This is a genomic window from Streptomyces sp. NBC_00400, from assembly GCF_036048035.1.
GTDB lineage: Bacteria > Actinomycetota > Actinomycetes > Streptomycetales > Streptomycetaceae > Streptomyces.
The window spans coordinates 6077663-6103227 of the sequence record NZ_CP107940.1; the positions used below are offsets into that span (position 1 = coordinate 6077663).

Annotated in this window: 21 protein-coding genes and 2 pseudogenes; 13 read left to right on the top strand and 10 right to left on the bottom strand. The window is 70.5% G+C overall.

Annotated elements, in window-relative coordinates:
• The first annotated feature begins 40 nt into the window (after nt 1-40).
• From OHS81_RS26605 to OHS81_RS26620, 4 genes are read left to right on the top strand one after another with little or no spacing between them, the layout of a single operon-like run.
• Entirely contained in the window at nt 41-919 is an 879-nt protein-coding gene (locus OHS81_RS26605; RefSeq protein ID WP_443058871.1) for a carbohydrate ABC transporter permease, read from the top strand.
• Between the two features lie 2 nt (nt 920-921).
• Entirely contained in the window at nt 922-1824 is a 903-nt protein-coding gene (locus OHS81_RS26610) for a sugar ABC transporter permease (RefSeq protein WP_328387176.1), read from the top strand.
• 1 nt (nt 1825) lies between these two features.
• Entirely contained in the window at nt 1826-3439 is a 1614-nt protein-coding gene (locus OHS81_RS26615; protein WP_328387177.1) for a glycoside hydrolase family 13 protein, read from the top strand.
• Complete coding sequence (locus OHS81_RS26620) at nt 3436-4500, top strand: LacI family DNA-binding transcriptional regulator (protein WP_328387178.1); 1065 nt, start codon at nt 3436-3438, stop codon at nt 4498-4500. Before OHS81_RS26615 ends, OHS81_RS26620 begins: the two co-directional genes overlap by 4 nt.
• A 95-nt stretch (nt 4501-4595) precedes the next feature.
• On the opposite strand, the gene OHS81_RS26625 is transcribed toward OHS81_RS26620, so the two are convergent.
• The 3 genes from OHS81_RS26625 to OHS81_RS26635 are packed head-to-tail and all read right to left on the bottom strand — an operon-like array spanning nt 4596 to nt 6063.
• Nucleotides 4596-4979 carry a DUF6193 family natural product biosynthesis protein gene (locus tag OHS81_RS26625; RefSeq protein WP_328387179.1) on the bottom strand — a complete coding sequence of 128 codons (384 nt, stop codon included), beginning with the start codon at nt 4977-4979 and terminating at the stop codon, nt 4596-4598.
• 2 nt (nt 4980-4981) lie between these two features.
• Entirely contained in the window at nt 4982-5233 is a 252-nt protein-coding gene (locus tag OHS81_RS26630; RefSeq protein WP_328387180.1) for a DUF397 domain-containing protein, read from the bottom strand.
• Nucleotides 5230-6063 carry a helix-turn-helix domain-containing protein gene (locus OHS81_RS26635; protein WP_328387181.1) on the bottom strand — a complete coding sequence of 278 codons (834 nt, stop codon included), beginning with the start codon at nt 6061-6063 and terminating at the stop codon, nt 5230-5232. The genes OHS81_RS26630 and OHS81_RS26635 overlap by 4 nt, the downstream gene beginning before the upstream one ends.
• Before the next feature lie 168 nt (nt 6064-6231).
• Between OHS81_RS26635 and OHS81_RS26640 the strand changes: the two genes are divergently transcribed.
• The 4 genes from OHS81_RS26640 to pulA all read left to right on the top strand — a co-directional run bounded on the left by OHS81_RS26640 (nt 6232) and on the right by pulA (nt 13406).
• A complete protein-coding gene (locus OHS81_RS26640) occupies nt 6232-6711 on the top strand; it encodes an ATP-binding protein (RefSeq protein ID WP_328387182.1) in 480 nt (159 codons plus the stop codon).
• Between the two features lie 126 nt (nt 6712-6837).
• Entirely contained in the window at nt 6838-9504 is a 2667-nt protein-coding gene (locus OHS81_RS26645) for an ATP/GTP-binding protein (RefSeq protein WP_328387183.1), read from the top strand.
• Between the two features lie 5 nt (nt 9505-9509).
• Nucleotides 9510-10430, top strand: coding sequence for a phosphotransferase (locus OHS81_RS26650; protein WP_328387184.1), 921 nt, complete (start codon nt 9510-9512; stop codon nt 10428-10430).
• A gap of 318 nt (nt 10431-10748) precedes the next feature.
• On the top strand, nt 10749-13406 hold the full coding sequence (gene pulA, locus OHS81_RS26655) for a pullulanase-type alpha-1,6-glucosidase (RefSeq protein WP_328387185.1): 2658 nt from the start codon (nt 10749-10751) through the stop codon (nt 13404-13406).
• 8 nt (nt 13407-13414) lie between these two features.
• Here pulA and OHS81_RS26660 read toward each other — a convergent pair whose 3' ends face one another.
• Nucleotides 13415-13930 carry a GNAT family N-acetyltransferase gene (locus OHS81_RS26660; RefSeq protein WP_328387186.1) on the bottom strand — a complete coding sequence of 172 codons (516 nt, stop codon included), beginning with the start codon at nt 13928-13930 and terminating at the stop codon, nt 13415-13417.
• Nucleotides 13931-14351: 421 nt separating this feature from the next.
• Between OHS81_RS26660 and OHS81_RS26665 the strand changes: the two genes are divergently transcribed.
• The gene (locus tag OHS81_RS26665) at nt 14352-15362 is read left to right on the top strand and encodes an aldo/keto reductase (protein ID WP_328387187.1); all 1011 of its coding nucleotides are present in this window, start codon (nt 14352-14354) and stop codon (nt 15360-15362) included.
• A gap of 126 nt (nt 15363-15488) precedes the next feature.
• On the opposite strand, the pseudogene OHS81_RS26670 reads toward OHS81_RS26665, so the two are convergent.
• From OHS81_RS26670 to OHS81_RS26680, 3 genes and pseudogenes are all read right to left on the bottom strand, one after another.
• A pseudogene (locus OHS81_RS26670) lies at nt 15489-16202 on the bottom strand (transposase); the annotation flags it as partial.
• A gap of 362 nt (nt 16203-16564) precedes the next feature.
• Nucleotides 16565-17563 (bottom strand): hypothetical protein, encoded by a 999-nt coding sequence (locus tag OHS81_RS26675; RefSeq protein ID WP_328387188.1) that lies wholly within the window; start codon nt 17561-17563, stop codon nt 16565-16567.
• 1024 nt (nt 17564-18587) lie between these two features.
• Complete coding sequence (locus tag OHS81_RS26680; RefSeq protein WP_328387189.1) at nt 18588-18863, bottom strand: hypothetical protein; 276 nt, start codon at nt 18861-18863, stop codon at nt 18588-18590.
• 460 nt (nt 18864-19323) lie between these two features.
• Here OHS81_RS26680 and OHS81_RS26685 point away from each other — a divergent pair.
• Nucleotides 19324-19719: pseudogene (locus OHS81_RS26685) on the top strand (transposase); the annotation flags it as partial.
• Between the two features lie 9 nt (nt 19720-19728).
• Here the strand turns inward: OHS81_RS26685 and OHS81_RS26690 are convergent.
• Nucleotides 19729-20931, bottom strand: coding sequence for a flavin-dependent oxidoreductase (locus tag OHS81_RS26690; RefSeq protein ID WP_328387190.1), 1203 nt, complete (start codon nt 20929-20931; stop codon nt 19729-19731).
• A 42-nt stretch (nt 20932-20973) separates the two neighbouring features.
• On the opposite strand from OHS81_RS26690, the gene OHS81_RS26695 reads away from it, so the two are divergent.
• Nucleotides 20974-21477 (top strand): MarR family winged helix-turn-helix transcriptional regulator, encoded by a 504-nt coding sequence (locus OHS81_RS26695; protein WP_328387191.1) that lies wholly within the window; start codon nt 20974-20976, stop codon nt 21475-21477.
• Nucleotides 21478-21534: 57 nt separating this feature from the next.
• Here the strand turns inward: OHS81_RS26695 and OHS81_RS26700 are convergent, their stop codons facing one another.
• The gene (locus OHS81_RS26700; protein WP_328387192.1) at nt 21535-22182 is read right to left on the bottom strand and encodes a TetR/AcrR family transcriptional regulator; all 648 of its coding nucleotides are present in this window, start codon (nt 22180-22182) and stop codon (nt 21535-21537) included.
• Between the two features lie 87 nt (nt 22183-22269).
• Here OHS81_RS26700 and OHS81_RS26705 point away from each other — a divergent pair, with 87 nt between their 5' ends.
• Both OHS81_RS26705 and OHS81_RS26710 read left to right on the top strand, forming a co-directional pair.
• Nucleotides 22270-22692, top strand: a complete 423-nt coding sequence (locus OHS81_RS26705) for a DUF4345 domain-containing protein (RefSeq protein WP_328387193.1) — start codon at nt 22270-22272, stop codon at nt 22690-22692.
• Between the two features lie 45 nt (nt 22693-22737).
• Nucleotides 22738-23499, top strand: a complete 762-nt coding sequence (locus OHS81_RS26710) for a class I SAM-dependent methyltransferase (protein WP_328387194.1) — start codon at nt 22738-22740, stop codon at nt 23497-23499.
• 48 nt (nt 23500-23547) lie between these two features.
• Here the strand turns inward: OHS81_RS26710 and OHS81_RS26715 are convergent, their stop codons facing one another.
• On the bottom strand, nt 23548-25518 hold the full coding sequence (locus OHS81_RS26715) for a hypothetical protein (RefSeq protein ID WP_328387195.1): 1971 nt from the start codon (nt 25516-25518) through the stop codon (nt 23548-23550).
• Between the last annotated feature and the right edge of the window lie 47 nt (nt 25519-25565).

Genomic DNA, 25565 nt, shown 5'->3' on the forward strand with positions numbered 1-25565 from the left:
GGTGCGCCGGGCGCTGGGCACCCACTGGTACGCATGGACGATGGTCGCCCCGGTGGTACTCGTCATCGGGGTGATCATCGGCTATCCGCTGGTGCGCGGCGTCTTCCTCTCGCTCACCGACGCCAACGAGGCCAACGTCGAGCGGAACATCGGCGTCAACCACCTCCCCGCCACCTACAAGTTCACCGGCCTGGACAACTACCGGGCGGTGCTGGCCGACGGCGTCTTCTGGGACCGTCTGGGCTGGACCGTTCTGTGGACCGTCGGCTGCGTCTCGCTGACCTTCCTGACCGGCCTCGCCCTGGCGAACATGCTCAACCGCACGCTGCGCGGCCGCACCTTCTACCGCCTCGCGCTGATCCTGCCGTGGGCCATCCCCGCCTTCATCTCGGTCTTCACCTGGCGGATGCTCTACAACGAGAAGAACGGCATCCTCAACAAGCTGCTGGCCGGCGGCGGTATCGACGCGGTCCCGTGGCTCAACGACCCGACCTGGGCCAAGCTCTCGGTGATCGCCGTCAACGTCTGGCTGGGCGTGCCCTTCATGCTCGTTGCGCTGCTCGGCGGACTGCAGTCCATCCCCGGCGAGCTGTACGAGGCCGCCGAGATGGACGGCGCGGGCCCCTGGCAGCGATTCCGCAACATCACCGTCCCCGGCCTGCGCGCCGTCAGCAGCACGGTGATCCTGCTCTCCACCATCTGGACCTTCAACATGTTCCCGGTGATCTTCCTGCTGACCCGGGGCGGCCCCGGCGACGCCACCGAGATCCTGGTGACCTACGCCTACCGGCTCTCCTTCCTCGACAGCCCCCGCAACTTCTCCGAGTCCGCGGCCTGGGGCGTCCTGATCCTGGTCCTGCTCTCGGCCGTCGCGGTGGTCTACCGCCGGGCGCTGCGCAAGCAGGGAGAGGTGTGGTGACCATGACCATGACCCGCACACGCAGCAACCGGGCCTCCGCGACCCGGACGCCCGCCCCGCACCGGCCCACGTCCCGTAAGCGCAACGAGCGCTCCCGCCCGGCGTCCCTGGGCCTGCACGCGGCCCTGCTCGTCGCCGCCGCCGTGGCCGTCTTCCCGCCGCTCTGGCTGCTGGTGACGTCCTTCAAACCGAAGAACGACGCCTTCTCCACCGGCCTTGTCACCCACTTCACCCTCGCCAACTACACCCACGTGATCGCCGACACCGAGTTCCTGACCTGGTTCAAGAACTCCGTGATCATCGTCGGGCTGACCACCGTCCTCGGTGTCTTCATCGCCGCCACCACCGGCTACGCCGTCAGCCGCTTCCGCTTCCCCGGGATGCGCCCGCTGATGTGGCTGCTGCTGATCACCCAGATGTTCCCGGTCGCGGTGCTGATCGTGCCGCTGTACAACCTGCTGGCGAGCCTGGGCCTGCTCAACCAGCCGGCCGGCCTGGTCGTCACCTACCTGACCATCGCCGTCCCCTTCTGCGCCTGGATGATGAAGGGCTTCTTCGACACCATCCCGGTGGAGATCGACGAGTCCGGACGGGTCGACGGCCTCAACCCCTTCGGCACCTTCTGGCGCCTGGTCCTCCCGCTCGCCAGACCGGGCCTGGCCGTCACCGGCTTCTACACCTTCGTCACCGCCTGGGCCGAGGTCGCCTACGCCTCCGCCTTCATGACCGGCGAGGAGAACCTGACGCTCGCCGGCGGCCTGCAGACCTTCGTCAACCAGTACACCAACGACTGGGGTTCGATGACCGCCGCCGCCGTGATCATCGCCGTGCCGGCCGCCCTCGTCTTCGCCTTCGCCCAGCGCCACCTCGTCGCCGGACTGACCGCCGGCACCACCAAGGGTTGAGATGACTTCACAGCACACCACCACTCCTGCCACCGACTGGTGGCGCCACGCGGTGATCTACCAGGTCTATCCGCGCAGCTTCGCCGACGGCAACGGCGACGGCATGGGGGACCTGCCGGGCGTCCGCAGCCGGCTGCCGTACCTGCGCGACCTGGGCGTGGACGCGGTCTGGCTCAGCCCCTTCTACGCCTCCCCGCAGGCCGACGCCGGTTACGACGTCGCCGACTACCGCACCATCGACCCGATGTTCGGCACCCTGGCCGACGCCGAGGCCGTCATCCGGGACGCCCACGCCCTGGGCCTGCGCATCATCGTCGACCTCGTCCCCAACCACTGCTCCGACCAGCACGAATGGTTCCGCCGCGGACTGGCGGAGGGCCCGGGTTCGGTACTGCGCGAGCGCTTCCACTTCCGCAAGGGGCGCGGCGAGAACGGCGAGGAGCCGCCCAACGACTGGGAGTCCCTGTTCGGCGGCCCGGCCTGGACCCGGGTCCCCGACGGGGAGTGGTACCTCCACCTCTTCGCCCCCGAACAGCCCGACTTCAACTGGGACCACCCCGCCGTCCGGGACGAGTTCCGTTCCATCCTCCGCTTCTGGCTGGACCTGGGCGTGGACGGCTTCCGGGTCGACGTGGCCCACGGCCTGGTCAAGGCCCCCGGCCTGCCCGACATGGGCCACGGCGAACAGCTGAAGCTGCTGGGCAACCAGGTCCTGCCGTTCTTCGACCAGGACGGTGTCCACGACATCTACCGCTCCTGGCGCACCGTCCTCGACGAGTACTCCGGCGAACGGATCGCGGTCGCCGAGGCCTGGACCCCCACCGCCGACCGCACCGCCCTCTACCTCCGCCCCGACGAACTCCACCAGGCCTTCAACTTCCATTACTTGAACGCGGAATGGGATGCGGCCGCCCTCCGCGAGGCGATCGACTCCTCCCTCGACGCCATGCGCCCGGTGGCGGCCCCCACCACCTGGGTGCTGTCCAACCACGACGTCGTACGCCACACCACCCGCCTCGGCGGCAGCCTCGCCCGCGCCCGCGCCGCCACCCTCCTGATGCTGGCCCTGCCCGGCTCCGCCTACCTCTACCAGGGCGAGGAACTGGGCCTGCCCGAGGTCACCGACCTGCCCGACGAGGTCCGCCAGGACCCCTCCTTCTTCCGGGCCACCGGCCAGGACGGCCTGCGCGACGGCTGCCGGGTCCCGCTCCCGTGGAGCGGCGACGCGGCCCCCTACGGCTTCGGCGACGGCGGCAGCTGGCTGCCCCAGCCCGCTGACTGGGCACCGCTCACCGTCGCGGCCCAGACCGGCGACCCCGCCTCCACCCTGGAGCTCTACCGCACCGCCCTGACCCTGCGCCGCGCCCACCCCGGCCTCGGCGCGGGCGACGCGGTCGAGTGGCTGGACGCCCCCGACGGCGTCCTGGCCTTCCGCCGCCCCGGCGGCCTCGTCTGCACGGTCAACACGACCGGGGCCCCGGCCCGCCTGCCCGCTCCCGGCCGGCTGCTGCTCTCCTCCCGCCCACTGGACACGTCCGAGGGGGGCGTCGAACTGCACACGTCCGCGGGGGCCATCGAGCTGCCCGCCGACACCGCCGTCTGGTGGGAGGAATGACCCTGCCCGATCCCGCCGACGCCACGGCCGCCCCCCGGTTGTCCGACATCGCCGCCCAGGCGCAGGTCAGCGAGGCGACCGTCAGCCGGGTCCTGAACGCCAAGGCGGGCGTGGCGGCGGGCACCCGGCGGCGGGTGCTCGCCGCGCTCGACGTGCTCGGCTACGAGCGCCCGGTCCGGCTGCGGCGGCGCAGCGCCGGACTCGTCGGCCTGGTCATCCCCGAACTGACCAACCCGATCTTCCCGGCCTTCGCCCAGATCATCGAGCAGTCGCTGGCGGGCCACGGCTACACCCCGGTGCTCTGCACCCAGATGCCCGGCGGCGCCACCGAGGACGAACTCGTCGAGCAACTGGAGGAGCGCGGCGTCACCGGCATCGTCTTCCTCTCCGGCCTGCACGCGGACACCGGCGCCGACCCGTCCCGCTACGCCCGCCTGGCCGCACGCGGCGTCCCGTACGTCCTCATCAACGGCTACAACGACCACATCGACGCGCCTTTCGTCTCACCCGACGACGGCGCGGCGGCCCGGATGGCAGTGCGTCACCTGGCCGAGCTGGGGCACGAGCGGATCGGGCTGGCCGTCGGCCCGGCCCGCTATGTGCCCTCCCGCCGCAAGGCCGAGGGCTTCGCGGCGGCGCTGGGCGAGTCGTTCGGCCTGTCGAGGGGGCAGGCCGAACGGCGCGTCCGGCACACCCTGTTCAGCGTGGAAGGCGGACACGCGGCCGCCGCCACACTGCTCGACGACGGCTGCACCGGCATCGTCTGCGGCAGCGACCTGATGGCGCTCGGCGTCGTCCGCGCGGCCCGCCAGCGCGGCCTGGCCGTCCCGGCCGGCCTCTCGGTCGTCGGCTTCGACGACTCCCAGCTCATCGCCTTCACCGACCCGCCGCTGACCACCGTGCGCCAGCCGGTACAGGCCATGGCGACGGCGGCGGTGGGCGCCCTGATCGAGGAGATCCACGAACGGGCGGCGGGCCGCCGGGAACCGCCCCGCCGCACCGAGTTCGTCTTCCAGCCGGAGCTGGTGGTGCGGGGGTCCACGGGGGCGGTACGGCCCTGACCGCGCGCCCCGGAGGCCGGGGTGGACGCGGGCCTGGGCGGCGGCGGGACCGCGCGGTGCGGACGTCCCGGGCGCCGGTCCCTCTCGTCCCCGCGTCAGTGCACGTCGTCAGCGGTCCCGTGAACGGCCGGCCCCCAGTCCGCGGGAATCTCGGAGGCGATCAGGGCGGCGGCCTCCTCCAGGGTTTCGACCCACCCGACCTGGTGACGTTCCGAACCGTTGGGTTCCCACATGCGGATCACCACGAAGCCGCCACCCGCGCTCGGGAACAACGCCGGGATGTCATAGGTCAAGGGGGACTCGGTGCAGCGGCTGAATTGCAGCGATCCATGACTCACCAAGGGGACGAACTGACGCAGCCGAGGCTGTGCATAGGCCGCTTCCACCATGTCCGGGTCGATTACTTCCGCACTCAACGCGCGCACCTTGCGCCACTTGAGCGCCACCACGTCGGACGCGTCGTGGCTGCCCGCCTGCACCCTCAGGCCTCCTGCACGGCGGCGTACGCCACGAACTCCGTCCAGGCCGGGGCGGGCACGGCGAGCTGCGGGCCGGCCTTGTCCTTGGAGTCGCGGATGTGGACGGTGGTGGGGCAGGCGGCGATCTCGACGCAGCTGTCTCCGGCATCGCCGCTGTAGCTGGACTTGTACCAGGAGAGGGCGACTTCCACGCAGTCGTCGCCGGAGCTGCCGCTGTAGCTGCTCTTGAACCAGGCCAGTTCGGTGGTGTTCATAGCGCTCCTCGCATCTGCGTCAGCAGGCTCCGGGAATCCTCCGGAGTGAGGGCCTGCGAACGCAGTTTCGCATAGCGCATGTGCAGTGTGCTGATGGTCTTCGCGTCAGAAATGAGGAGGCCGCTCTCCTGCCCCTCGCAATAGCCATACCACCGGTTGCTCGGGGTCTCCAGGAGCCGCAGCGGGCCATCCATCCCTCCATGAACTCCCCTGGCCAACGGCATGACTTGCAGCTCGACATTCCGGAGGCGCTGGGTGGTCTCCAGCACACGGTCAAGGAGTTCCCGGGCCACGTCAGCCCCGCCGGTCCGGCGCAGAAAGACATGCTCGTCGATGATGAAACTGAACGCCGTGTTCGGCCGGTCCCGCAGCAGCTTCTGCCGGTCCAGTCGGGCGGTCACCTTCGTCTCGGTCTCCTCGTCGGTCAGCAGCGGAATGCGGTGCTCGAACAGCTCCCGCGCGTACGCCTCGGTCTGCAACAGGCCCGGCATCAAACGGCATTCGTACGTGTACAGGCTGATCGCCTGCTCCTCCAGCCGGGCCCACTGCCGGAACCACGCGGCTAATCCCGGCTGCCGGGCCAGCTGCGTCGCCATCGCCCGCAGTACCCCGAAGGCGTCCAGCACCCGCTCGGCCCGCTCGATGAACTCCGGTGGCGGGAGCCTGCGCCCCTGCTCGATCGAGGCGATGGTCCCGGCGGAGAATCCCACCCGCCGCGCCAGTCCCTCCTGCGTCAGTTTCGCCCGCTTCCGGAACGCCTTGACCACGGCCCCGAAGGCCCTGAGGCTGTCGGTGGTTTCGGGCTCGCTGTTGCCCGTTTTGCCGGCCATACCGGCCACCTCCCCTGCGTCTGTCGTGCCACGCGCACAACTCACCCATGGTTACGTTCCGTTATCGCCGATGTCCACCCTTTGCACTCGTACGCTCACGTTGCGTACGAGCTCCGTAGGGGCGGAAACCCTGGCCATGGCTGCCATGGGGGCGTCACCGTAGGGCGCATGCCAGTCCAGTCAACCTTCCGGGCCGCCCAAGCCCCGGTTACCGTACGTGTGTTCACCATGCGCTTCAGTGCGACCCGCCTCGGTGCCCGTCTCGCCCGCCGCCTCGCCGTCCACCGGCTCGATCAGTGGGGCTTCCCCTACGGCAGCGGGTTGTCCGATACGGCCGCCGCGGTCGTCGCCGAACTCGCCGCGAATGCCGTGACACACGGCCGGGTCCCCGGCCGGGACTTCGAGCTGCGCCTCGCGACCCTGTCCCGCGCCCACGCCGGCGCCGCCGCACGCCCCGCGACCCTCCGCATCGAGGTCGCCGACACCCGTACGGAGAAACGCCCGCCGTCCCCTGACGCGCTCACGCTCCCGCCCCCGGACTGCGAAACGGGGCGCGGTCTCCCACTGGTGGCCGCGCTCGCCGACCGCTGGGAGGTCGTCGACCGGGTCCCGGTGGGCAAGGTGGTCCGGGTCGAACTGGACCTGTAGCGCCGCCCGGCTGTGTATGGACCCTGGGCCCGTCCTACCTCCGTCCGAAGGGGGACCGGTGCTTGACGGGTCATCAAACGACTGCTGGGCTGGCTGCTTCGAGTCAGCCAGTCGGAGGTAGCCCAGGTGTCCAGGTCGGATCTTCGCGCGTTATTCCGGTCGAATGATCGTGAGCTGAAAGCCGTTGACTACTTCGCCGACCGGCGTGACGAGTGGGCCACGGTGGTGGAGAGCCTCGTACGCCATACCCGACGGGTGCACGAGGCCGGGTTCGATGTCGAGGATCTGGAGACCCCGCGGCGCAATGTGCTCGTCTTCTACGGGGTCGGCGGTATCGGCAAGTCCACGCTGTCGCGTGGCGTCGCCGAGCACCTGGTGGACGGCGAAGCGCGCGGCGCCGACTGGACTCCGCTGGACCCGCGGGTGGGGCGGGTGGCCCCGGTACGCGTCGACTTGTCGCGTGACTCCGGCAGTGACTTCGAGTCCTTGATGCTTGCCCTGCGGCTCGCGGTGGTCGAGCTGGGGGAGCCGATGCCGGCCTTCGACCTTGCGTTCCAGCGCTACTGGGAGCGTAACCATCCCGGAGAGCCGCTTGAGGAGTATCTGCGGCGCCGCACCTGGTTCAGCCGGTTCCCGGGGGCACGGTCGCTGTCCGGCCAGATGCAGTCGGTGCTGTCGGACGTCGCGCAGGCGGCGTCCTTGCCCGGGACTACGGGCGCGCTCGTCGGAAAGGGGCTTCGGTCCCTTGTCCGTGCGTTGCGGGACCGGCGTCACCAGGTCCGCTCGCTTGCCGAGTGCCGCCGTTTGGCCGACCTGCTCGAAGCCGAACCGGACCTGGAAGCACTCAGCTACTACTCGCATCTGCTCGCCTGGGACCTGAGCCGGCTCTCGGCCAAGCGCCGGGCAACGCTCGTCGTCCTGCTGGACACCTTCGAGGATGTCGGGGACCGCGTGCACCGCGATCTTGAGCGGCTGATCCAGCGGGTGGCGTGGCTGATGCCGAACGTCCTGTTCATCATCACCGGCCGAAACCGTCTGCAGTGGGACGATGCCGGACTGGAGGGGCAACTGGACTGGGCGGGAGCGGACTTCTGGCCTCTGCTCGTCGGCGGTGCGGTGGAGGAACCGCGTCAGCACACTGTCGGCTATCTCTCCGCGGAGGACTGCGAGAGGTACCTTTGCGAGCGGCTGACCGTCGGCAGCCGGCCGCTGATGGATGACAGTGCGCGACACCTGATCACTGCCAACTCGCACGGGCTGCCGCTCTACCTGGACCTCGCGGTGATGCGGTTCTTGGACATGTACCGCAAGAACGGGCGCGCCCCGGTGGCGAGCGAGTTCAATCTGGACTTCCCGGCGCTCGTGGCACGGACCTTCCGGGATCTCACACCGAGCGTACGGCAGGTCCTGAGAGCGGTGAGTCTGCTCGACTCGTTCTCTGTCGAGCTGGCAGCGGCCGGCGCCGGTCTCGATCACGACGCCCCTGCCCTGGAATTGGTCGAGCGCCCCTTCGTGGATCTGGATCCCGGCGCCCCTTGGCCCTACCGGCTGCACAATCTCGTACGCGATGCCATGCGGGAGGCGGACTCGACGAGCGAGGACCGCTGGAGCCCGGCGGACTGGCGGCGGGCTGCGCAACGCACGCTCGATGCCTTGGAACATGAGGCGGACGGAGACCGAAGGCGTCTGGTCGCCGCCCTGAGGCAGGGACTGACGCTCGCCCGCGACTACGGGTTAAAACTCGGCTGGCTGCAGGACGCGGCGTTCCGCTACGTCGACGACTTCGTATGGGAGCCCATCGAACTGCCGGCCCCTGCCCCAGCCGCGCAAGCGAGCCACCACGCCCGGACCGGCAGTGCGGCGGAGGTTCTGGCCAGCACGTTGTCCGCGATCGCACGGCGGCAGCGACGTCACCGGAGTGAAACCGCTGAGCAATTGCGCGGGGTGCTGGCATCCGGGCAGTTGCCCGAGTCGCTGTTGGAGCTGCCGCGCTACTTCCTGGCGGAGTGCGACCGCGATCTCGGGAACTTCGCGGCCTCGTTGGAGGGGATGAGGAAGGTCGTCGACACCGGGGGACGACTTGCCCCCACTGCGGCCCGCGGCCTGGTGCACCTCGCGCGCCGCGTGGGGCGGTTCCCCCAGGTGCATGCCGCAGCCGAGGCCCTTGGCGTGGAGGGCCGCCGGGACCGGGCCCTCGGCGACCTTTGGTGGACCCAGGGGAACATGGCGCTCGCCTGCTCCTCGTACGCGGTCAACCGGGACGAGGCACTGCGGCTCGGCCAGCCGGGCGAGGCCGCGCTGTCACAGGCATGCCTGGCCTTCGCCGCCGCGTTCCGGGATCGCCCCCGCGCCGGGGAGGAGATCACGCGGGCGCAGGACGCCTTGGGCACGGTGTCGATCCGGTGGGCGGAGATTCAGACGAAGATCGCATCGCTCGTGCGGGATGCAGGTGTCAGCGACGACCTGCCGGCCCGCGCCGAGGCAGTGGTCGAGGAGGCGCGTGAGGCGGGACTCACGTCGTCTGTCGCGTACGTGCGCTTCGCGGTCTGTCTCCACGCCGCGGTCCTGGGCGAGTCGGCTCCGCGGGACGAGGCGCGCGAAAGGCTGCACGAGTGTGTACGGGGCGAGGAGTTCGCCTACCTGGTCGAACTGTCGTACCTGATGGCGGGTGAAGAGCCGCCCGCAGATCTGCCGCGCGCCGAATGGGTGGACGAGCGAAGCCGAGTACGGGCACGCTGGGCCGCGATTGTCGATGATCGGCGCCGAGAGGCCGCCGCACAAAGAGGAGACTGAGCCGGGTGGCGACGTACACCAAGCTGGACCAGATCGACCTGCCCGCTGTGTCTGAGCGCTACGGGCTGCAGGACCCGCAACTGGAACCTCTCAACGGCGGCGCGGCGAACTCCAGCTTCCACGTGTCCAGTCCATCGGGCGACTTCACACTGACCATCCTCGACAACCACGACATCGTCAGCGCCCGGAGCCTCGCGACGTACACGCAGGCCGTGTATCGGCTGGGGGTGCCGACGACCGAGGTGGTTCCCGCCCTCGACGGAGAGCTGATCACCACCTTCGACGACGGCCGCCCGGTCATCCTCAAGAAGTGGATCCAGGGGGAGGTGCGCCAGCCGCTGCCGATTCCGGTGCTGCCCGAGGCAGGGCGTATCCTGGCGCAACTGCATGCCCTGGAGCCGGAGTCGGAAGGGCTCGGCGACCTCCCCGTCGGGACGCGCCGCCTCTCGGCTGAGCAGTTGGACGCCATTCCGCAGTTCGCCGACCGGGAGTTTGCGGCGTGGCTCGCGGCTCGCCTGAAGCGGGTGCGCAGCGCCGAAGCCGACAGCCAACGTTCTCGGAAGGTCGCACACGGGGACCTTTTCGCCGACAACGTGATCGTGCGTGACGATGGGACGCTGTCCGTACTGGACTGGGAAACGGTCTCACTCGACGATCCCCTGCTGGATCTCGGCATGGCGGCGGTCGGACTGGCGGCGGAGGATGACGTCCTGGTGCCCGAACGGCTGAGTGCCCTGGTGACGGGATATCAGGCTCTTGCGCCCCTGTCGAAGGCAGATGCAGCCGCACTGCCTCTGGAAATCGAGCACGCGGCGTGCATCATCGCTTTCCATCGCTACTACCGGCACAGCGTTCGCTTTCCCGACCCGAGCAAAAGTACCTATCACCTGAAGATGATCAAGTTCGTGGAATCTGTGGGTGCTTGAACAACGGTGCCACGCCGAACCCCACCGCTCTCACCGGTCGGAGCGGTGGGGTTCGGCGTGGTGGCCCGCTACATCAAGACCGTCGGCTCCTGCCCAGCAGCCCTCACGCTCGCGCCTCTGCTGACCTGGCATGACTTCGGCGACAACTCCTCGGGCTGGGGTAGGAGGCTGCCTGGCACCGGTCCGACCGTCCGGGCGCGTGGGCCCGCGGGGCGGGCCTCCGGTCGGCCGGACCGGCTACTGCGGGAACGTAACACCCTTCCAATGTCTTGCGTAAGGTCTTGCAGCAAGGATTCGGCGCGGATAGAACCATGACCCATGTCCTCCACCACACGCCGGTTCCCCGCTGCGCGCCGCCCCCGCCCCCGCCGGAACCTGGCCGCCGCCCTCGCCGTTGCCCTCGGCGCGGTGACCCTGCTCGCCTCGTCCCCGCTGCACCCTGCGCAGGCGGCCGGGCCGGAGCAGGCCCGGGCCCAGTGGATCGACCGCGACACCGTCGTCTGGAAGGGCGCGGAACATACCGCCTCCCAGCTGGAGTTCGGGGCGCACGGCAAGCGGATACGGCTCACGCCCGGCACCCTCAGCCCCTCCGAACGGCTCGCCTCTCCGCATCTGACGGGCTACCCGGCCTTCACCGTCGACCCCCGCGACCGCCACCTCGCCCGTACCGCCCTGCGCGGCAGGCTCCTCGCCACCCAGCGCACGGCCGACGGGGGGAGTGCCACGACCGGTGTCCAGATACCCGGCGTCCTGGACGACCTCTACGGCGCCCGCGCCCGGCACGCCGCGCTCGGCCCGGTCTTCCACCACGGCCACCCCACCCTCTCCGTCTGGGCACCCACCGCCCGCACGGTCGCCCTCGAACTCGACGGCCGTACCGTCCCGATGCGACGCGATGACACCACCGGCATCTGGCGCACCACCGGCACCCGCGACTGGGCCGGAAAGCCGTACCGCTACCTCGTCACGGTCTGGGCGCCCACCGTCGGCAAGACCGTCACCAACAAGGTCACCGACCCCTACTCCACCGCGCTGACCGCCGACTCGGCCCGCAGCCTGGTCACCGACCTCGACGACCCGGAACTCGCCCCGCCCGGCTGGTCACGGCTGACGAAGCCCGCCGCGGTGCCGCTGCGCCGCGCCCGCATCCAAGAGCTGCAGATCCGCGACTTCTCCGTCGAGGACCGCACCTCCCGCCACCCCGGTCAGTACCTCGCCTTCACCGACCGCCGCTCGGACGGCATGCGGCACCTGGCCTCCCTCGCCCGGTCCGGCACCTCCTACGTCCACCTCCTGCCGGCCTTCGACTTCGCCACCACGCCCGAGCGGCCCGCCGACCAGGCCCGTCCCGGCTGCGACCTGGCCTCGTACGCCCCCGACTCCGACCGCCAGCAGGACTGCGTCGGCAAGACGGCCGGCCGCGACGCCTACAACTGGGGCTACGACCCGCTCCACTACACCGTCCCGGAAGGGTCCTACGCCTCCGACCCGGGAGGCCCGGCCCGCACCGTCGAGTTCCGCCGCATGGTCCAGGGCCTCAACGGCGCCGGGCTGCGCACCGTCATGGACGTCGTCTACAACCACACCGCCGCGAGCGGCCAGGACCCGCACTCCGTACTGGACCGCATCGTCCCCGGCTACTACCAGCGGCTCATGGACGACGGCAGCGTCGCCACCTCCACCTGCTGCTCGGGCACCGCCCCCGAACACACCATGATGGGCAAGCTCGTCGTCGACTCCGTCGTCACCTGGGCCAAGGAGTACAAGGTCGACGGCTTCCGCTTCGACCTCATGGGGCACCACCCCAAGGCCGACATCCTGGACGTCAGGAAGGCCCTCGACGCACTGACCCCCGAGAAGGGCGGCGTCGACGGCAAGAAGATCATTCTCTACGGGGAGGGCTGGAACTTCGGCGAGGCCGCGAACGACGCCCGCTTCGTCCAGGCCACCCAGCGGAACATGGCCGGGACCGGCATCGCGACCTTCAGCGACCGGGCCCGGGACGCGGTACGCGGCGGCAGTCCCTTCGACGGCGACCCCCGCATCCAGGGCTTCGCCTCAGGCCTCTACACCGACCCCAACTCCTCGAAGGAGAACGGGAGTCCGGCCGAGCAGCGCGCCCGGCTCCTCCACTACCAGGACCTCATCAAGGTCGGCCTCACCGGCAACCTCGCCGACTACACCTTCACCGACACCACCGGCCACCGCGTCAAGGGCTCCCAGATCGACTACAACGGCGCCCCGGCCGGATACGCCGCCGCCCCCGGCGACGCCCTCGCCTACGCCGACGCCCACGACAACGAAACCCTCTACGACGCCCTCGCCTACAAACTCCCGCAGCGCACCGGCGCCGCCGACCGCTCCCGTATGCAGGTGCTCGCCCTCGCCACCGCCGCCCTCTCGCAGGGCCCGGCGCTCTCCCAGGCCGGCTCCGACCTCCTGCGCTCCAAGTCCCTGGACCGCAACTCCTTCGACAGCGGCGACTGGTTCAACGCCCTGCACTGGAACTGCGCCGACGGCAACGGCTTCGGCCGCGGACTGCCCCCGGCCGCCGACAACAAGGACAAGTGGCCCTACGCCCGGCCCCTCCTCGCCGACCCCGCGCTCCGCCCCGGCTGCGCCGCGGTCCACCACGCCTCCGCCGCCTACCGCGACCTGCTGCGCATCCACGCCACGGAACCGGCCTTCGGCCTTGAGACCACCGCCCGGGTCCAGTCGGCGCTGTCCTTCCCGCTCTCCGGGCAGGACGAGACCCCCGGCGTGATCACCATGCGGCTCGGCAACCTCGTCGTCGTCCTCAACGCCACCCCGCACCGCCAGGACCAGACCGTCCGCGCACTCGCAGGCGAGCGCTACGCCCTGCATCCCGTCCAGGCCCACGGCACGGACCGGACCACCGCCACCGCGTCGTACGCACGGACGTCGGGCACCTTCACCGTGCCGGCCCGCACGGTTGCGGTCTTCCGCCGCGGCTGAGGCCCGACTCAGGCCTTCAGCCGCTTTTCGAGGAGGGTGACGGCGTACCGGTTGCCGCCGTTCCCCTCCTTGCAGGGCTGCTCCCCGACGACGGTGTAGCCGGCGCCCTCGTAGTAGGTACGCAGCCGCGGGTTGGACGCGAGACAGTCCAGCCGGGCCCACGCGCGGCCCGCCCCGGCCATCCGCCGCTCGGCATGCGCCAGCATCGCCCGGCCGGTTCCGGCCGGTGCCCGGTCGCGGTCCACCATCAGGCGGTGCACATAGCCCGCCACGGGCGGTTGCGGCCCCCACGCGGGCTCGTCACGCCACCACAGTTCGAACGCGCCCACCCGCCGCCCGGCGGCCTCCGCGAGCCAGACCTCGCCGTCCTTCCTCCGCAGCCGGAAGTGCTCCTCGTCCTTCCCGCCGGGCTTCCACTGGTCGATGCCGTTCGCCTGCATCCAGCGGGCCGCGGCGTCGTACAGCGCGACCAGACCCGGCAGATCGCCGCCGTCGTCGGCGGGCCGGAAGGTGATCTCGTCCATGCGGCGATTCTGCCTGCCCACGTTTTCGGCTCTCCCGCCGTGGGGGTTGCTCACCGTTCGCCGCCCGCTGTGCGGCACCGCCCGCCGTTGCGCCTGCGCCTGGCGGCGGGCGGTGTTGCTGCGGTCCGCTGCGGGGGGCTGCACCCCCATGCCGCTCCTGCTAGTGCCACCTTTCATAGGCGGCGGAATCTCTTAGTGATCGAGCGATGATCGGTCGTGGCGACGGACCCGCGAGGGCGGTTTGCCGTCGAGGGGGGCTGAGTAGTGCCCCACGCACTCGGCCGAGAATTGACAGTTTGTTACTCGCTACTACTGGGTTCTCTGGTACGTCTGGCCGAAACGGTCGAAACCTGACAGGGCGCGCATGCCCCACGCCTCCGAATTTGCGTTAGAGCGCACTCCGACTCCTAGGTTCAGAAGCATGCGGTACATCAAACTCGGAACGACCGGACTGGAAGTCTCCGCCATCACCCTCGGCTGCATGAGCTTCGGCGAGCCGGACCGGGGCGGCGAGCCCTGGTCGCTGGGCGCGGACGCCAGCCGGGACATCATCAAGCAGGCCCTCGAGGGCGGCGTCAACTTCCTCGACACGGCCAATGGGTACAGCGCCGGAAGCAGCGAGGAGATCGTCGGCCAGGCGGTCAAGGACTTCACCCGGCGCGAGGAGGTCGTTCTCTCCACCAAGGTCTGGATGCGGATGCGCCCCGGCCCGAACGGCGCCGGGCTGTCCCGCAAGGCGATCTTCGCCGAGCTCGACGCCTCCCTGAAGCGACTGGGGACCGACTACATCGACCTGTACCAGATCCACCGCTGGGACTACGACACCCCGATCGAGGAAACCCTCGAGGCGCTGCACGACGCGGTCAAGTCCGGGAAGGTCCGCTACATCGGAGCCTCTTCCATGCACGCCTGGCAGTTCGCCAAGGCCCTGTACCTGGCTGACCTGAACGGCTGGACCCGGTTCGTGTCGATGCAGGACCACTACAACCTCATCCACCGAGAAGCAGAGCGGGAGATGCTCCCGCTCTGCGCCGACCAGGGCATCGGCGTGATCCCGTGGAGCCCGCTGGCGCGGGGCAGGCTGACGCGGGCCCGGGACACCGCCACGGCGCGTGCCGAGACCGACGAGGGCGGCAAGATCCTCTACCGCGACGAGGACCAGGCAGTGGCCGAGCGCGTCCACGAGATCGCGGGCAAGCGGGGTCTGTCCCCGGCCCAGGTCGCCCTGGCCTGGGTCATGCGCAACCCGGCGGTGACCTCGCCCATCGTCGGGGTCACCAAGCCGGCCCAGCTGGCCGACGCGGTCGCCGCGGTGGACGTCGAACTCGACGAAGACGAGGCCGCCTACTTGGAGGAGCCCTACCAGCCGCACGAGGCCGCCTACCTGGAGGAGTCCTTCTACAAGCCGCACCCTGTGGCGGGCTCCCGGTAGTCCGGGCTGCTGCCGGGCCTTCGACGAGTCCTTGGTCTCGGCCTTCACAGCCCTGTGGTGGGCCCGGCGGTGCTTGCGGGCGGTCGCGCGCAACTGCATGATCTGCGCGCTGCCCGCCAGCGCAGAGCGGGCGGGGCCGGGGTCGCGGAGCATGACACGGTCCGAGCGCAGGCGCCCGACCAGGACGACGGGCAAGTCCGCCAGCGCGTGGGAGAGGTAGACGACTTCGTAGCCGGAGTCCATGACGATCCAGATCTCCGGATCACCCGCCTGCCACCGCTGGGCCTGGCCCAACCGCTCGACAGCATCTCGTAGTTGGGCAGCAGTGACGGCGGTCCCGTCGTCCGCTGGCCCGAGGCGCACGGCGTCCAGCAACGCCACCCATGAGGTCCGGCCGGTCTCCAGGGCGGCGACGAAAGAGTACGGCCAGCCCGGCACGAACTGATCCGTCTTGCGGTCGCCGCGCCCGTAGACGTGGCAGAACAGCCGGTCGTCGCTGGTCGGGGCGTCCGGGCGGAGCCAGTTGCCGACGTCCGCGGCCGGCACGATGCGCCCGTCGGCCGCCCGCGGCAGCGGCAGGCCGGTCAGCGTGCGGCGCAACCGCGTCGGCTCCAGCCAACCGTGGTCCATAGCCGTGTACAGCGCGCCGTGCCCGCGCCGATGCCCGACCACCAGCGACAGCTCGATCAGGGTCTTCACCGGCCCGTCCGCGCACAACACCGCGTCCGTGAGCTCGAAGAGCGCGTCCTGGCGGGCGTAGAGGCATTCATAGAACTCGACCCGAAGGCGGGACAAGATGCCCAATGCTTCGCCTGCGGGCGCATCGATCGGGAGACTCATACACAGCGGCCGTTCTTTCGTGCTTCGTTATTCGACCTCTCGAAGCGTGAAGAACGGCCGCGTCACGTGCCGCCGGATTCCGGGATCTCAGCAGGCCGAGTGACCTGCGACGTTAAACCCCAAGCTCAGTGACGGTTCCCGGAGCCCACGTAGAGCGGCTGGAGGACGGCACCGAGATCAAGCTCGGGGTTTTTCTGTCCGACACCAAGAGCAGGCGCGCGAAGTTGGCCGCGGACAAAGCTGCCGGGAATGTGCTGGCCCGCTTGCGCCGACGATGGCGGCGCAAGCGGTGTTCCCCAGACTGCAGGTGTCTCACGAGGCACCGCGTCGGCCACCTCAAGCAAGCTGCATTGGTTGAGTGTTCAGGCGTTGCGCGCCGTGGCTGCGGGCTTCTGGCCGTTCTGAGCCTGCTGTGCCCGCTCTGCCAGCATCTTCCCCAGGACTTCGAGCCGCGAGGTCTCGAAGGGTTGGCCATCGGAGCCGCCACCACTGATGATCACGAGGACGGAGCCAACGCGCATATTCAGCACGATGCCTCCTTCATTCCCGTTCCCAGGAGGGTAGGAGGATGCATAGCTCTCGTCCCCGATCTGTGGCAGTGGAACCCGGGTCGTACCGGTTTCGCGCTCATCCACCTGATTCTTCCGATACAAGGCACTGGCCTTGTCGGCGCTGGTGAAGGCAGCGACGCTGCAGTGCAGTTTCGCGTCTGGATCCCCCATCAGGTAGTCAGCGCTGTCCAGATGGGTCAGACCGAAGCCCTTACGGAGATGAGACTTCCCGCTCTTGGGTCCCTCGGGCTGTGTCCAGCCTGGCGGCAAGCTGGAAAGCTCAGGAAGCACTTGGCGTAGGGCGCCGGCGCTCAGTGCGGTCACGGATCGCTCCTGTGCTCCTCCACCTCCGGTGACAAGCCGGGCACCGCCGTATATCCCCAGCGCTACCAGGGCGACGAAGACCAGTGCAGCGGCAAGCAAGGAGAAGCGGGCGTTACGTGTGTTGTGGAACGTCACGGGCCCCAGGGAGATCGTATTTCGGCCCCGCAACGTGGAACCGTCGATCGTGATGCCGCCAGAGACCGAGCGTGGAGATTCGGCGGGCGGGGCCCCGGCCAGGACCGTGGCGATCTGCCCAGCGAAGTCCGGATCCGCGTCCATCTCTGCCCGGAGCAGCGCTCGGAGCTCTTCCACCGCCACCGGGTCTCCAGGCCGCTCGTCGACAGCCCGCATTGCTGACCGGCCGTCATCGCTTCTCGTGAGCCGCCCACGCACTACGTCCGATATCGCTTGCCCGACTCCAGTACCCACCGCGGCCGCGGTACCGCCGGTCATCTGAGTGAGTATCTGGACCACTGTCTCCACCATGCGCCATCCGCCTCAATCCCGAGACAACAGGGGCCATTGTCGCCAAGTGGACGCCCCTGCGGGCCCTGACGGCTCACAAAACTCAGATGCTCTCTACAACTCCAAGTTCAGACCGCTGGCGGCCCGGGGCGGTTGCGGGCCCAGCAATTGAGGACGCCGAGGACCGCGAGCACGCGCCCGTGCGACCCGTGTGGCCTGTGCGAGCCGGAGGGGCGGGCGACGGTCATGGTGCGCACGGGCAGATGGGTCAGGGCCCGGCCCGCACCCACTACGAGAGCGTCGACAGCACCGTGCTGATCCGGAACCACCTGACGGGAGTGTGTCTCTATACCGTCACGGTCCGTTTCACCACTAAGAAGGGCCAAGAAGTGGGCACGGGTGAAGACCGGGTCAACGTCCGAGCCGGATCCGAAGAGACGGTCTTTCCGGGTACTCGGACGACAGCCGACGGGCCCTTCGTGGCCGAGCTGCTCCATGTGGACAGGGCTTGCTGAACACCGGACGGATTTGGTTGGCCCGGCCAGTCCTGCAGCCACTGACAACAACTTTGCGCCCGACAGCTGAAGCTGCATCCGGGCCTCGTTGATCCGCAGGCCGACGTCGCCCCCGCACCGCCTGGCGCAACCTCCACGCCCAGCCTCGGGCGCCCGCGCCCGCCCCACTGCGGGACACGAACTGGGCCGAGCAGCGCTCGGACAAACCCCCACCAGCCAGCCGGACATGGACACTGAACCGTGTGGCCTCGATCCGACCGACCGAATCGAGGCCACACGGTGTTCGCGGGGGACGTGAACACCCGCTCAACGAAGGAACCGAGCCCAAGCAACGGCGCAGACAAGGACCAGCCGCTGGTCTCGGGTGGAACCCCGCGGGAGGGAGCAGCGGTTCCAACCGGCCGGTTGGGGACGCCCGTCAGCGAGTGCCCCGGCGCAGTGCGTGCCGGGGCGTCGTCCTTCGCGATGCGGTCCTGGCCTCCGCAGCTGTCGGTGGTGGGCTGGGGGACGGCTTCGGCGAACCGGACCGACTAGGAGCTGAGCCCGTCCACGCGCTCCATGGTTGCGTCCCGGTCACACCACACCGTCGAGGTCCCGCCGGATTCGACCCTGTTGCCGTAGTGCGTGTAATTGCCGTAGCCCCGCTTGAAGCAGGTCGCCTTGGCGACGAAGGCCGACCCGGTACACCTGATCGATCCGCCGGCGTGACCGTCGCTGCCGGGGAAGTACTGGCGGTTGCTGCACGACAGTGCCGTCGCTGACGATTCGGAAGCGTTCGCCGTCGATGTGCCGGCGACTCCCGTCATGACCAAAGCGGAGGAGGCGACCAACAACGCTAAACCCCGAGCACTCATACGTTTCCCCTCGGAAGAGCCATTGTTTGAACCAAGGGACATAGTAGGCATGGGAGCAGAAAGCACACTAGAGTGCCATTCAGGCCACTGGTGACGGTACCCCCGCGAATATCACGCTTGGCTACTTGTCACTTGGTTCGCCGTTCGTTGATGGCACCCCTGGTTGACGGCCCGGCGCAGTCTCGGGGCCGGCCCCCACTCCTGACGATGACGGCCCGTGCCGCCCTGGCGGACCCCGTCTGGGAGTGGCTCGCAGGTAGCGGCGAGCGAAGCGGGTCGCTGGCTCAGCTTGGGGTTTAACGTCGCAGGTCACTCGGCCTGCTGAGATCCCGGAATCCGGCGGCACGTGACGCGGCCGTTCTTCACGCTTCGAGAGGTCGAATAATGAAGCACGAAAGGACGGCCGCTGTGTATGAGTCTCCCGATCGATGCGCCCGCAGGCGAAGCATTGGGCATCTTGTCCCGCCTTCGGGTCGAGTTCTTTGAATGCCTCTACGCCCGCCAGGACGCGCTCTTCGAGCTCACGGACGCGGTGTTGTGCGCGGACGGGCCGGTGAAGACCCTGGTCGAGCTGTCGCTGGTGGTCGGGCATCGGTGCGGGCACGGCGCGCTGTACGCGGCTATGGGCCACGGTTGGCTGGAGCCGACGCGGTTGCGCCGCACGCTGACCGGCCTGCCGCTGCCGCGGGCGGCCGACGGGCGCATCGTGCCGGCCGCGGACGTCGGCAACTGGCTCCGCCCGGACGCCCCGACCAGCGACGACCGGCTGTTCTGCCACGTCTACGGGCGCGGCGACCGCAAGACGGATCACGCAGCGTCACCGCACACTCCAGGAAGCGCGCTCGTTGAGCAGGACCGGATCGAAGCCCGCAGTGCGCTTGTACGAAGCGGCGATCTCCGCTCGTTCCGCGAGCGGGACGACCTGTTCGATGTCGTCGAAGCCACCGGGAGCCCGCTCGTGGGCGAGCCGCATGACGACCTCGGGCCCCTGGCGCCGGTTGGCGAGTTGGAGCGCGGTCGTGGCCGGCCTGCGGATGTCCTCGTACGCGGCGGCGGAGCCGGTCGTGGCGAGTGAGTGGGCGAGCACCCGGGCGTCGATGATCGCCTGGGACGCCCCGTTGGACCCGACGGGGTACATGGCATGCGCGGCGTCGCCCAGCAGGACGACGTCGTCCCTGGTCCAGCAGGGCAGGGGATCGCGGTCCACCATCGGGTACTCGAAGGCCGCCTCGGCTCCCGTGATGATCCCCGACACGTCGAGCCAGTCGAACTTCCAGTCGGCGAAGTGCTCGACGACCGTGGCCGGGTCGGCGGGGCGATTCCAGTTTCCCCGCTCGAGCGGTTCGTCGCCCAGCGGTCGCTCGGCGATCCAGTTGATCAGCCGTCCGTCCCCGATCGGGTAGGCGACGAACTTCTGCGAGCCGTCCCCGGCCATGATCATGGACCGGCCGGTCAGGAACGGCTCGGCGCGGGTCGTGCCCCGCCACAGCACGAGTCCGTTCCACGGCGGTGCCCCTTCGCCGGGGAAGAGCGCGGCCCGGACGGCCGAGTGGATCCCGTCGGCGCCGACGAGCAGATCGGCATCGTGGCGCAGGCCGGTGATCCGGCTCCCGGTGCGGACCGCGTGTGCGCCGAGGCGCTCGCGGACGGCGTCCAGCAGCAGTAGTTGCAGCCTGCCCCGGTGCACCGAGTACTGCGGCCACCGGTAGCCGGCGCCGAGCCCGCGCGGTTCGGACCAGATCGCCTGGCCGTACCGGTTGTAGTAGGCCAGCTCGGCCGTGGGGACGGCGATCGCGGCCAGCCGGTCGGCCAGGCCGAGTTCGGTCAGCTCCCTCACCGCGTGCGGAAGGAGGTTGATCCCGACGCCGAGCGGACGGATCACCTGGGCCGCCTCGTGCACGACGACGTCGTCGAATCCGGCCGCATGCAGGCTGAGCGCGGTGGCGAGCCCGCCGATACCGCCTCCAGCGATGGTGATCCGCACAGCACCCTCCGGCTCGTTGGAGATTGTTACGGCCATAACAATCTCCCGTCGAGGCCGCCATGCGCAAGACTCTGTCCCGTGGAACGACCAGATCTCAGCTACGCCGCCTACGCGCGCGACCGGCTCGCGGGCATGCCGTCACCGGCCGACCCGGAAGCCTTTGCGCTCGCCTACCACCTGCTGCACCTTTCCTACCTGGTCATCGCCGACCTGGAGAGCCACATCCACCGCCCGCGCGGATGGACGCTCCCGGGCTTCCGGCTGATGTTCAAGCTGTGGCTGCTGGGCCCCACCCAGCCCGCCAGGCTTGCCGAGATCTCGGCGATGTCCCGCTCGTCGGTCACCAACGCCGTCAACACCCTCGAACGGGACGGCCTGGTGGAGCGCCGACGACTCCCCGACGACGGTCGCGCCATCGCCGTCGGCCTCACCGCCGCGGGCGCGGACGCCGTCCAGGAGGCTTTCGCCGAGCAGTCCCGCCGCGAGCAGCAGTGGTTCGCCACCCTCGACGCCGAGGAGCGGGCCACCCTCACCAACCTGGTCATCCGCGTCCTCGGCGCGCGGCCCGAGGACGCGGCCTAGACAGGGCCCGGCGGACGGCAGAAGCGCAACGGCGCAAGCCCGACGGGCTGCGGAGGCTCAACGGGCGTCGGCCGGCCCGGGCTGACGGCCCGTGGGGCACCCTTTGCCGTCGATCGGCGGCCGGTCGAGGTCCATGACCGGCCGCAGCGCTCCCAGCAGGGCGCCGACGCACATGTCGTGCAGCTCGGCGCGGCTGAACGCCTGGTGCGTCAGCCAGTCCACGCACAGGGTGCGGACGAACACCAGCCAGCTCATCAGCGCCGCCGACACCATCTCCCTGGGGCCCTCGCCGAGGCCCGTGGAGTCGAGCAGCCGTCGTCGCAGCTCGGCCAGCTCGTCGGTGATGACGGCCTGGATCACCGGGTCGCCGGCGAGTACCCGGTTCGCCGCGAGCACGGTGTTCCGGTGCGCGACGAAGTAGTCGATGTGCGCGTCGAGTCCGGCGGACAGCTGCTCGCGTACGGAGCGGCCCGGGTCGAGTTCCGTCCGGGTCAGCAGCCGGTCGGCGGCCTGCTGGTAGACCGCGGCGAACAGATCGCGCTTGTTCGGGAAGTAGCGGTAGAGCAGGGCGCGGGAGATGCCGGCCCGTTCGGCGACCTCCTCCATGAACACCTCGTCGTACGGCTTCGCCGCGAAGAGCTGGGCTCCGGCGCCGAGCAGCTGGCTCCGGCGCTCGGCGGGGTCGAGTCTGCGGCGCGTGGTCACACCCCCAGGTTACTTGACACCTGTCTACTACGCCGTACGTTCCCCGCTGGTAGACAGGCATCTACTAGCGGGAAAGGTGACCGCCTCATGGCCGGACTTCTCAAGTGGCTGGTGCTGGCAATGGGGGCCGCCTGCGCGGCGATCGGCGTCTTCCATCTCGTGCTCGGCATCGACTCGGTACCGGGCGAGGGATCGGCCGGCGCGACCGTCGACAGCCGGGAGCGGTACTACGGAGCGGTCTTCCTCGGCTACGGCCTCGCCTGGATCTGGGCGGCACGGCAGTCGCCGGTCCCGTCCACGGCGGTGCGGTGGCTCGCCGGAATCTTTCTGCTCGGCGGCATCGGCCGGCTGCTGTCGATGGCGGTCCACGGGCCGCCGCAGAGCTTCCAGATCGTCCTGACGGTCCTCGAACTCGCCCTGCCGCCCCTGTACTTCTGGCTGTCGGACGCCGACGAGCGGGCGGTGGCGGCCCGGCCCCCTGTACGGCGAGCCGACCCAGCGCGTCCGTAGCGTGCGACCGGAAATGATCACCGGGCGGGGAGCCATGATGTGAGGATGACCGCCGACTCACGCGCCCATGCGTTCAACGCCGCCGCTGACCAGTACGCGGCCGGCCGCCCTTCGTATCCGCCCGCGCTCTTCGATTTCGTCGCACAGGTCATGCGCCGGCCCCTGGCGGGTGCCCGGGTCGCCGATGTCGGCGCGGGCACCGGAATCGCCACCGTGCTGCTGCGTGCGCGCGGTGCTGACGTGATCGGGGTGGAGCCGGGCGAGGCCATGGCCGACCGGTTCCGCCTCGGGCTCCCGGACCTACCGGTCGTGAGGGGGGACGGCAACGCCCTCCCGCTCGCGGACGCCTCCCACGACCTCATCACCTACGCGCAGTCCTGGCAGTGGACCGACACCGCCCGCTCCGTCCCGGAGGCGTTGCGGGTCCTGCGTCCGGGCGGTGCGCTCGCGGTCTGGTGGAACACCACCGCCTTTGACGTGCCCTGGATCCGTGACCAGCACGAGCGGATCGCGCGCCACTGCGGAGTGACGCCCTCTTCCCGGACGCGTCCCGACGACGGCGACGCCATCCGGCTCGCGGGCCTGTCGGGGCTCCGGGTCGCGCGCCGCCAGGTGCGGTGGAGCCGCAGGGTCCCCCTCGACACGCACCTCGCCAACATCACCAGCCGCTCGGCGTTCCTGGTCCTTGCCGAGGACGACAGGCGGGCCTTTCTCCGCGAGGAGCGCAGGCGGCTGCACGGGATGTTCCCCGACGAGGCGGTGGAAGAGGCCTATGTGGTGGACCTGTTGGTGGCGACTCGTCCGTGACCTGCACAGAGTCCGGGGGTGTTCTCCCCGGGGTCCGTGGGGCACTACCTAGCCCACCGCCCCCATCGACTTCCCGTTCGCCAGCCGTCCCTGCAGCTGTGCCCGGTCGCCCGACTTCGCCGGGAGGGTCAGCAGGCGGCCGGGGGCCTGGCCGTGTACGTCGCCGGTGGTCGTGATCGAGGTGACCTTGCTGCTGCCCGCGGCCAGCAGCCACCACTGCCCGGTGGCGGACTTCCACAGCACCCCGGCCAGGGCCCGCGGCGCCCGGGGGCCGCAGGCCGTACCGCCCTCGGCGCGGGCGGCCACCGCGCCGGGTGCGTAGCGCCGGCCGCCCGCTGCCGGTGTCTGGATCTGGGCCATCGTCCGGCTGCCCGGACCGCGCCAGGTCTCGGCGCGGGTGCACAGCCAGGCCGCGCTGCCCGCGCTCCCGGGCAGCGGCTGGCGGGCGAACTCCCAGGAGTTCACCGTGCGGACGCCCTGGCCGCGTACCGCGGCAAGCTGGCAGGCCGTGCGCGCCCAGGCCGTCCTGGCGCGCGGCGCGGTCACCTCGCCGGGCTTGCGGGGGGTGCCGTACGTCAGCCGGGCCGGGGTCAGTTCACCGAGGTCGGTGAGCAGACGGCCGCCCATCCGCAGCGCCGGCCAGGTCGTGCACGTCGCCGCGGGCTGTGGTGTGGGCACCGGATCGGTCGTGCCGTCGGGCCTGATCCGCAACCGAGCGCCCGGCGCGTCCGGCTTGACCAGATCGACCAGCCGCGCCGACTTCACCCACGGCGCGGTCAGATACCGGACATTGCCCTGCGTACGGCTCACCACCAGCGCGCTCGCCGAATCCGCCGCCGCGCCGTCGGTCCGCGCGAAGTCCACCGCAGCGCCGGTGCCGTCGCTCTGCCCCTCGCCGTCCGCCGCCTCCGCGTAGCGCACCACCCGCAGCCCGTCGTGCAGGAGCACCACCACGACGTGGTCCACCACGCCCGCGAAGAGCAGTTGGGCCGGTCCGGCGGCCGGTCCGGTCGGGGTGCCGGGCGTCGCCGAGACCGGCACCCCGGCACCGGGCCTGGCCCACACGGCCAGCGCCCGCCGCAGCAGCGCCTTGTCGTGGATCCGGTCGCCGCGGGCGGGCCAGGCCGAGAAGTCCTGCCGGGCGGCGTTCTTCCAGGCGGTCGCGGAGGTCACCGCGAGCTTTCCGGGGTCCAGGGCCGCTTCGGACGCCGCGTTGCGTGCGTACGGCGGGGCGGCGGCGCCGTCCGGGCCCCAGCCGTCGCCCGGCATCCCCAGCAGCGCCCCGCACACCAGCACCGCCGCACCGGCGGTCAGCACCGCCCGGCCGTGCTGCCGCCGCCGGATCAGATCCGTCGGCCTGGCCTGCAGCGCGCAGGGGTCGAACTCCGGTGACTCCAGCAGCGACCGGTCCCGGCTGCCGGCCGGCGTCGTGGCCCGCTCCGCCTCGTCCAGCGCCGCACGGGGGTGTGCCACCCCGGCGGCCTCCAGCACCCGGCGCGTCTCGGGCGCGCTCAGCCGTTCCAGATCGCGCAGCACGAACGCGGCCCGCCCCGGGCCGGACAGCGCCGACAGCGCCTGGTCCAGCGCGAGTTCATCGGCCCCGCCGGAGCGCGGGAACAGTCGCAGGCCCCAGACCTGGGGGAACGGGGCCGGCGGCACCGGCAGCCACCGGCGCGAACGGCCGGCGGCCAGGGCGGCCCGCAGGACCCGCAGCCGTACGAAGGCATAGCCGGGGTCGATCGCCGCGTCCGTGCCGGCGCGCTGGGCGGGCAGTCCCAGCCCGCGGGTGGAGCTGCGCTGGCGCGGCAGGGTGCGCTGCACGACGGCATGGGCGGCCAGCACCCGCCGGCCGCGGCTGGGGCCCGGCGGCAGGACCAGGTAGGCCAGCCGGACCAGCCGCGGGTAGTGCTCGACCAGCGCCGCCTCGGCCTGCTCGACGTCGATGACGTCACCGATGTCCTCAAGGCTGCCGGGGGAGGTGCGGTCCGGACGCTGGGGTGTCGCTTGCTGCTGCTTCACGTTCGGTGAAACGAGTGATTCCTGTGATGGTCACCGGCCCTCCGGGG

What these genes read in the sequence shown, in the direction of transcription:
- OHS81_RS26620 (WP_328387178.1), top strand. Translation starts at nt 3,436, where the DNA reads ATGACCCTGCCCGATCCCGCCGACGCCACGGCCGCCCCCCGGTTGTCC.
- OHS81_RS26660 (WP_328387186.1), bottom strand. Translation starts at nt 13,930, where the DNA reads ATGGACGAGATCACCTTCCGGCCCGCCGACGACGGCGGCGATCTGCCG.
- OHS81_RS26665 (WP_328387187.1), top strand. Translation starts at nt 14,352, where the DNA reads ATGCGGTACATCAAACTCGGAACGACCGGACTGGAAGTCTCCGCCATC.
- OHS81_RS26705 (WP_328387193.1), top strand. Translation starts at nt 22,270, where the DNA reads ATGGCCGGACTTCTCAAGTGGCTGGTGCTGGCAATGGGGGCCGCCTGC.
- OHS81_RS26640 (WP_328387182.1), top strand. Translation starts at nt 6,232, where the DNA reads ATGCCAGTCCAGTCAACCTTCCGGGCCGCCCAAGCCCCGGTTACCGTA.
- OHS81_RS26615 (WP_328387177.1), top strand. Translation starts at nt 1,826, where the DNA reads ATGACTTCACAGCACACCACCACTCCTGCCACCGACTGGTGGCGCCAC.
- OHS81_RS26630 (WP_328387180.1), bottom strand. Translation starts at nt 5,233, where the DNA reads ATGAACACCACCGAACTGGCCTGGTTCAAGAGCAGCTACAGCGGCAGC.
- OHS81_RS26680 (WP_328387189.1), bottom strand. Translation starts at nt 18,863, where the DNA reads ATGACGGGAGTCGCCGGCACATCGACGGCGAACGCTTCCGAATCGTCA.
- OHS81_RS26635 (WP_328387181.1), bottom strand. Translation starts at nt 6,063, where the DNA reads ATGGCCGGCAAAACGGGCAACAGCGAGCCCGAAACCACCGACAGCCTC.
- pulA (WP_328387185.1), top strand. Translation starts at nt 10,749, where the DNA reads ATGTCCTCCACCACACGCCGGTTCCCCGCTGCGCGCCGCCCCCGCCCC.
- OHS81_RS26675 (WP_328387188.1), bottom strand. Translation starts at nt 17,563, where the DNA reads ATGGTGGAGACAGTGGTCCAGATACTCACTCAGATGACCGGCGGTACC.
- OHS81_RS26605 (WP_443058871.1), top strand. Translation starts at nt 41, where the DNA reads ATGGTCGCCCCGGTGGTACTCGTCATCGGGGTGATCATCGGCTATCCG.
- OHS81_RS26610 (WP_328387176.1), top strand. Translation starts at nt 922, where the DNA reads ATGACCATGACCCGCACACGCAGCAACCGGGCCTCCGCGACCCGGACG.
- OHS81_RS26710 (WP_328387194.1), top strand. Translation starts at nt 22,738, where the DNA reads ATGACCGCCGACTCACGCGCCCATGCGTTCAACGCCGCCGCTGACCAG.
- OHS81_RS26690 (WP_328387190.1), bottom strand. Translation starts at nt 20,931, where the DNA reads ATGGCCGTAACAATCTCCAACGAGCCGGAGGGTGCTGTGCGGATCACC.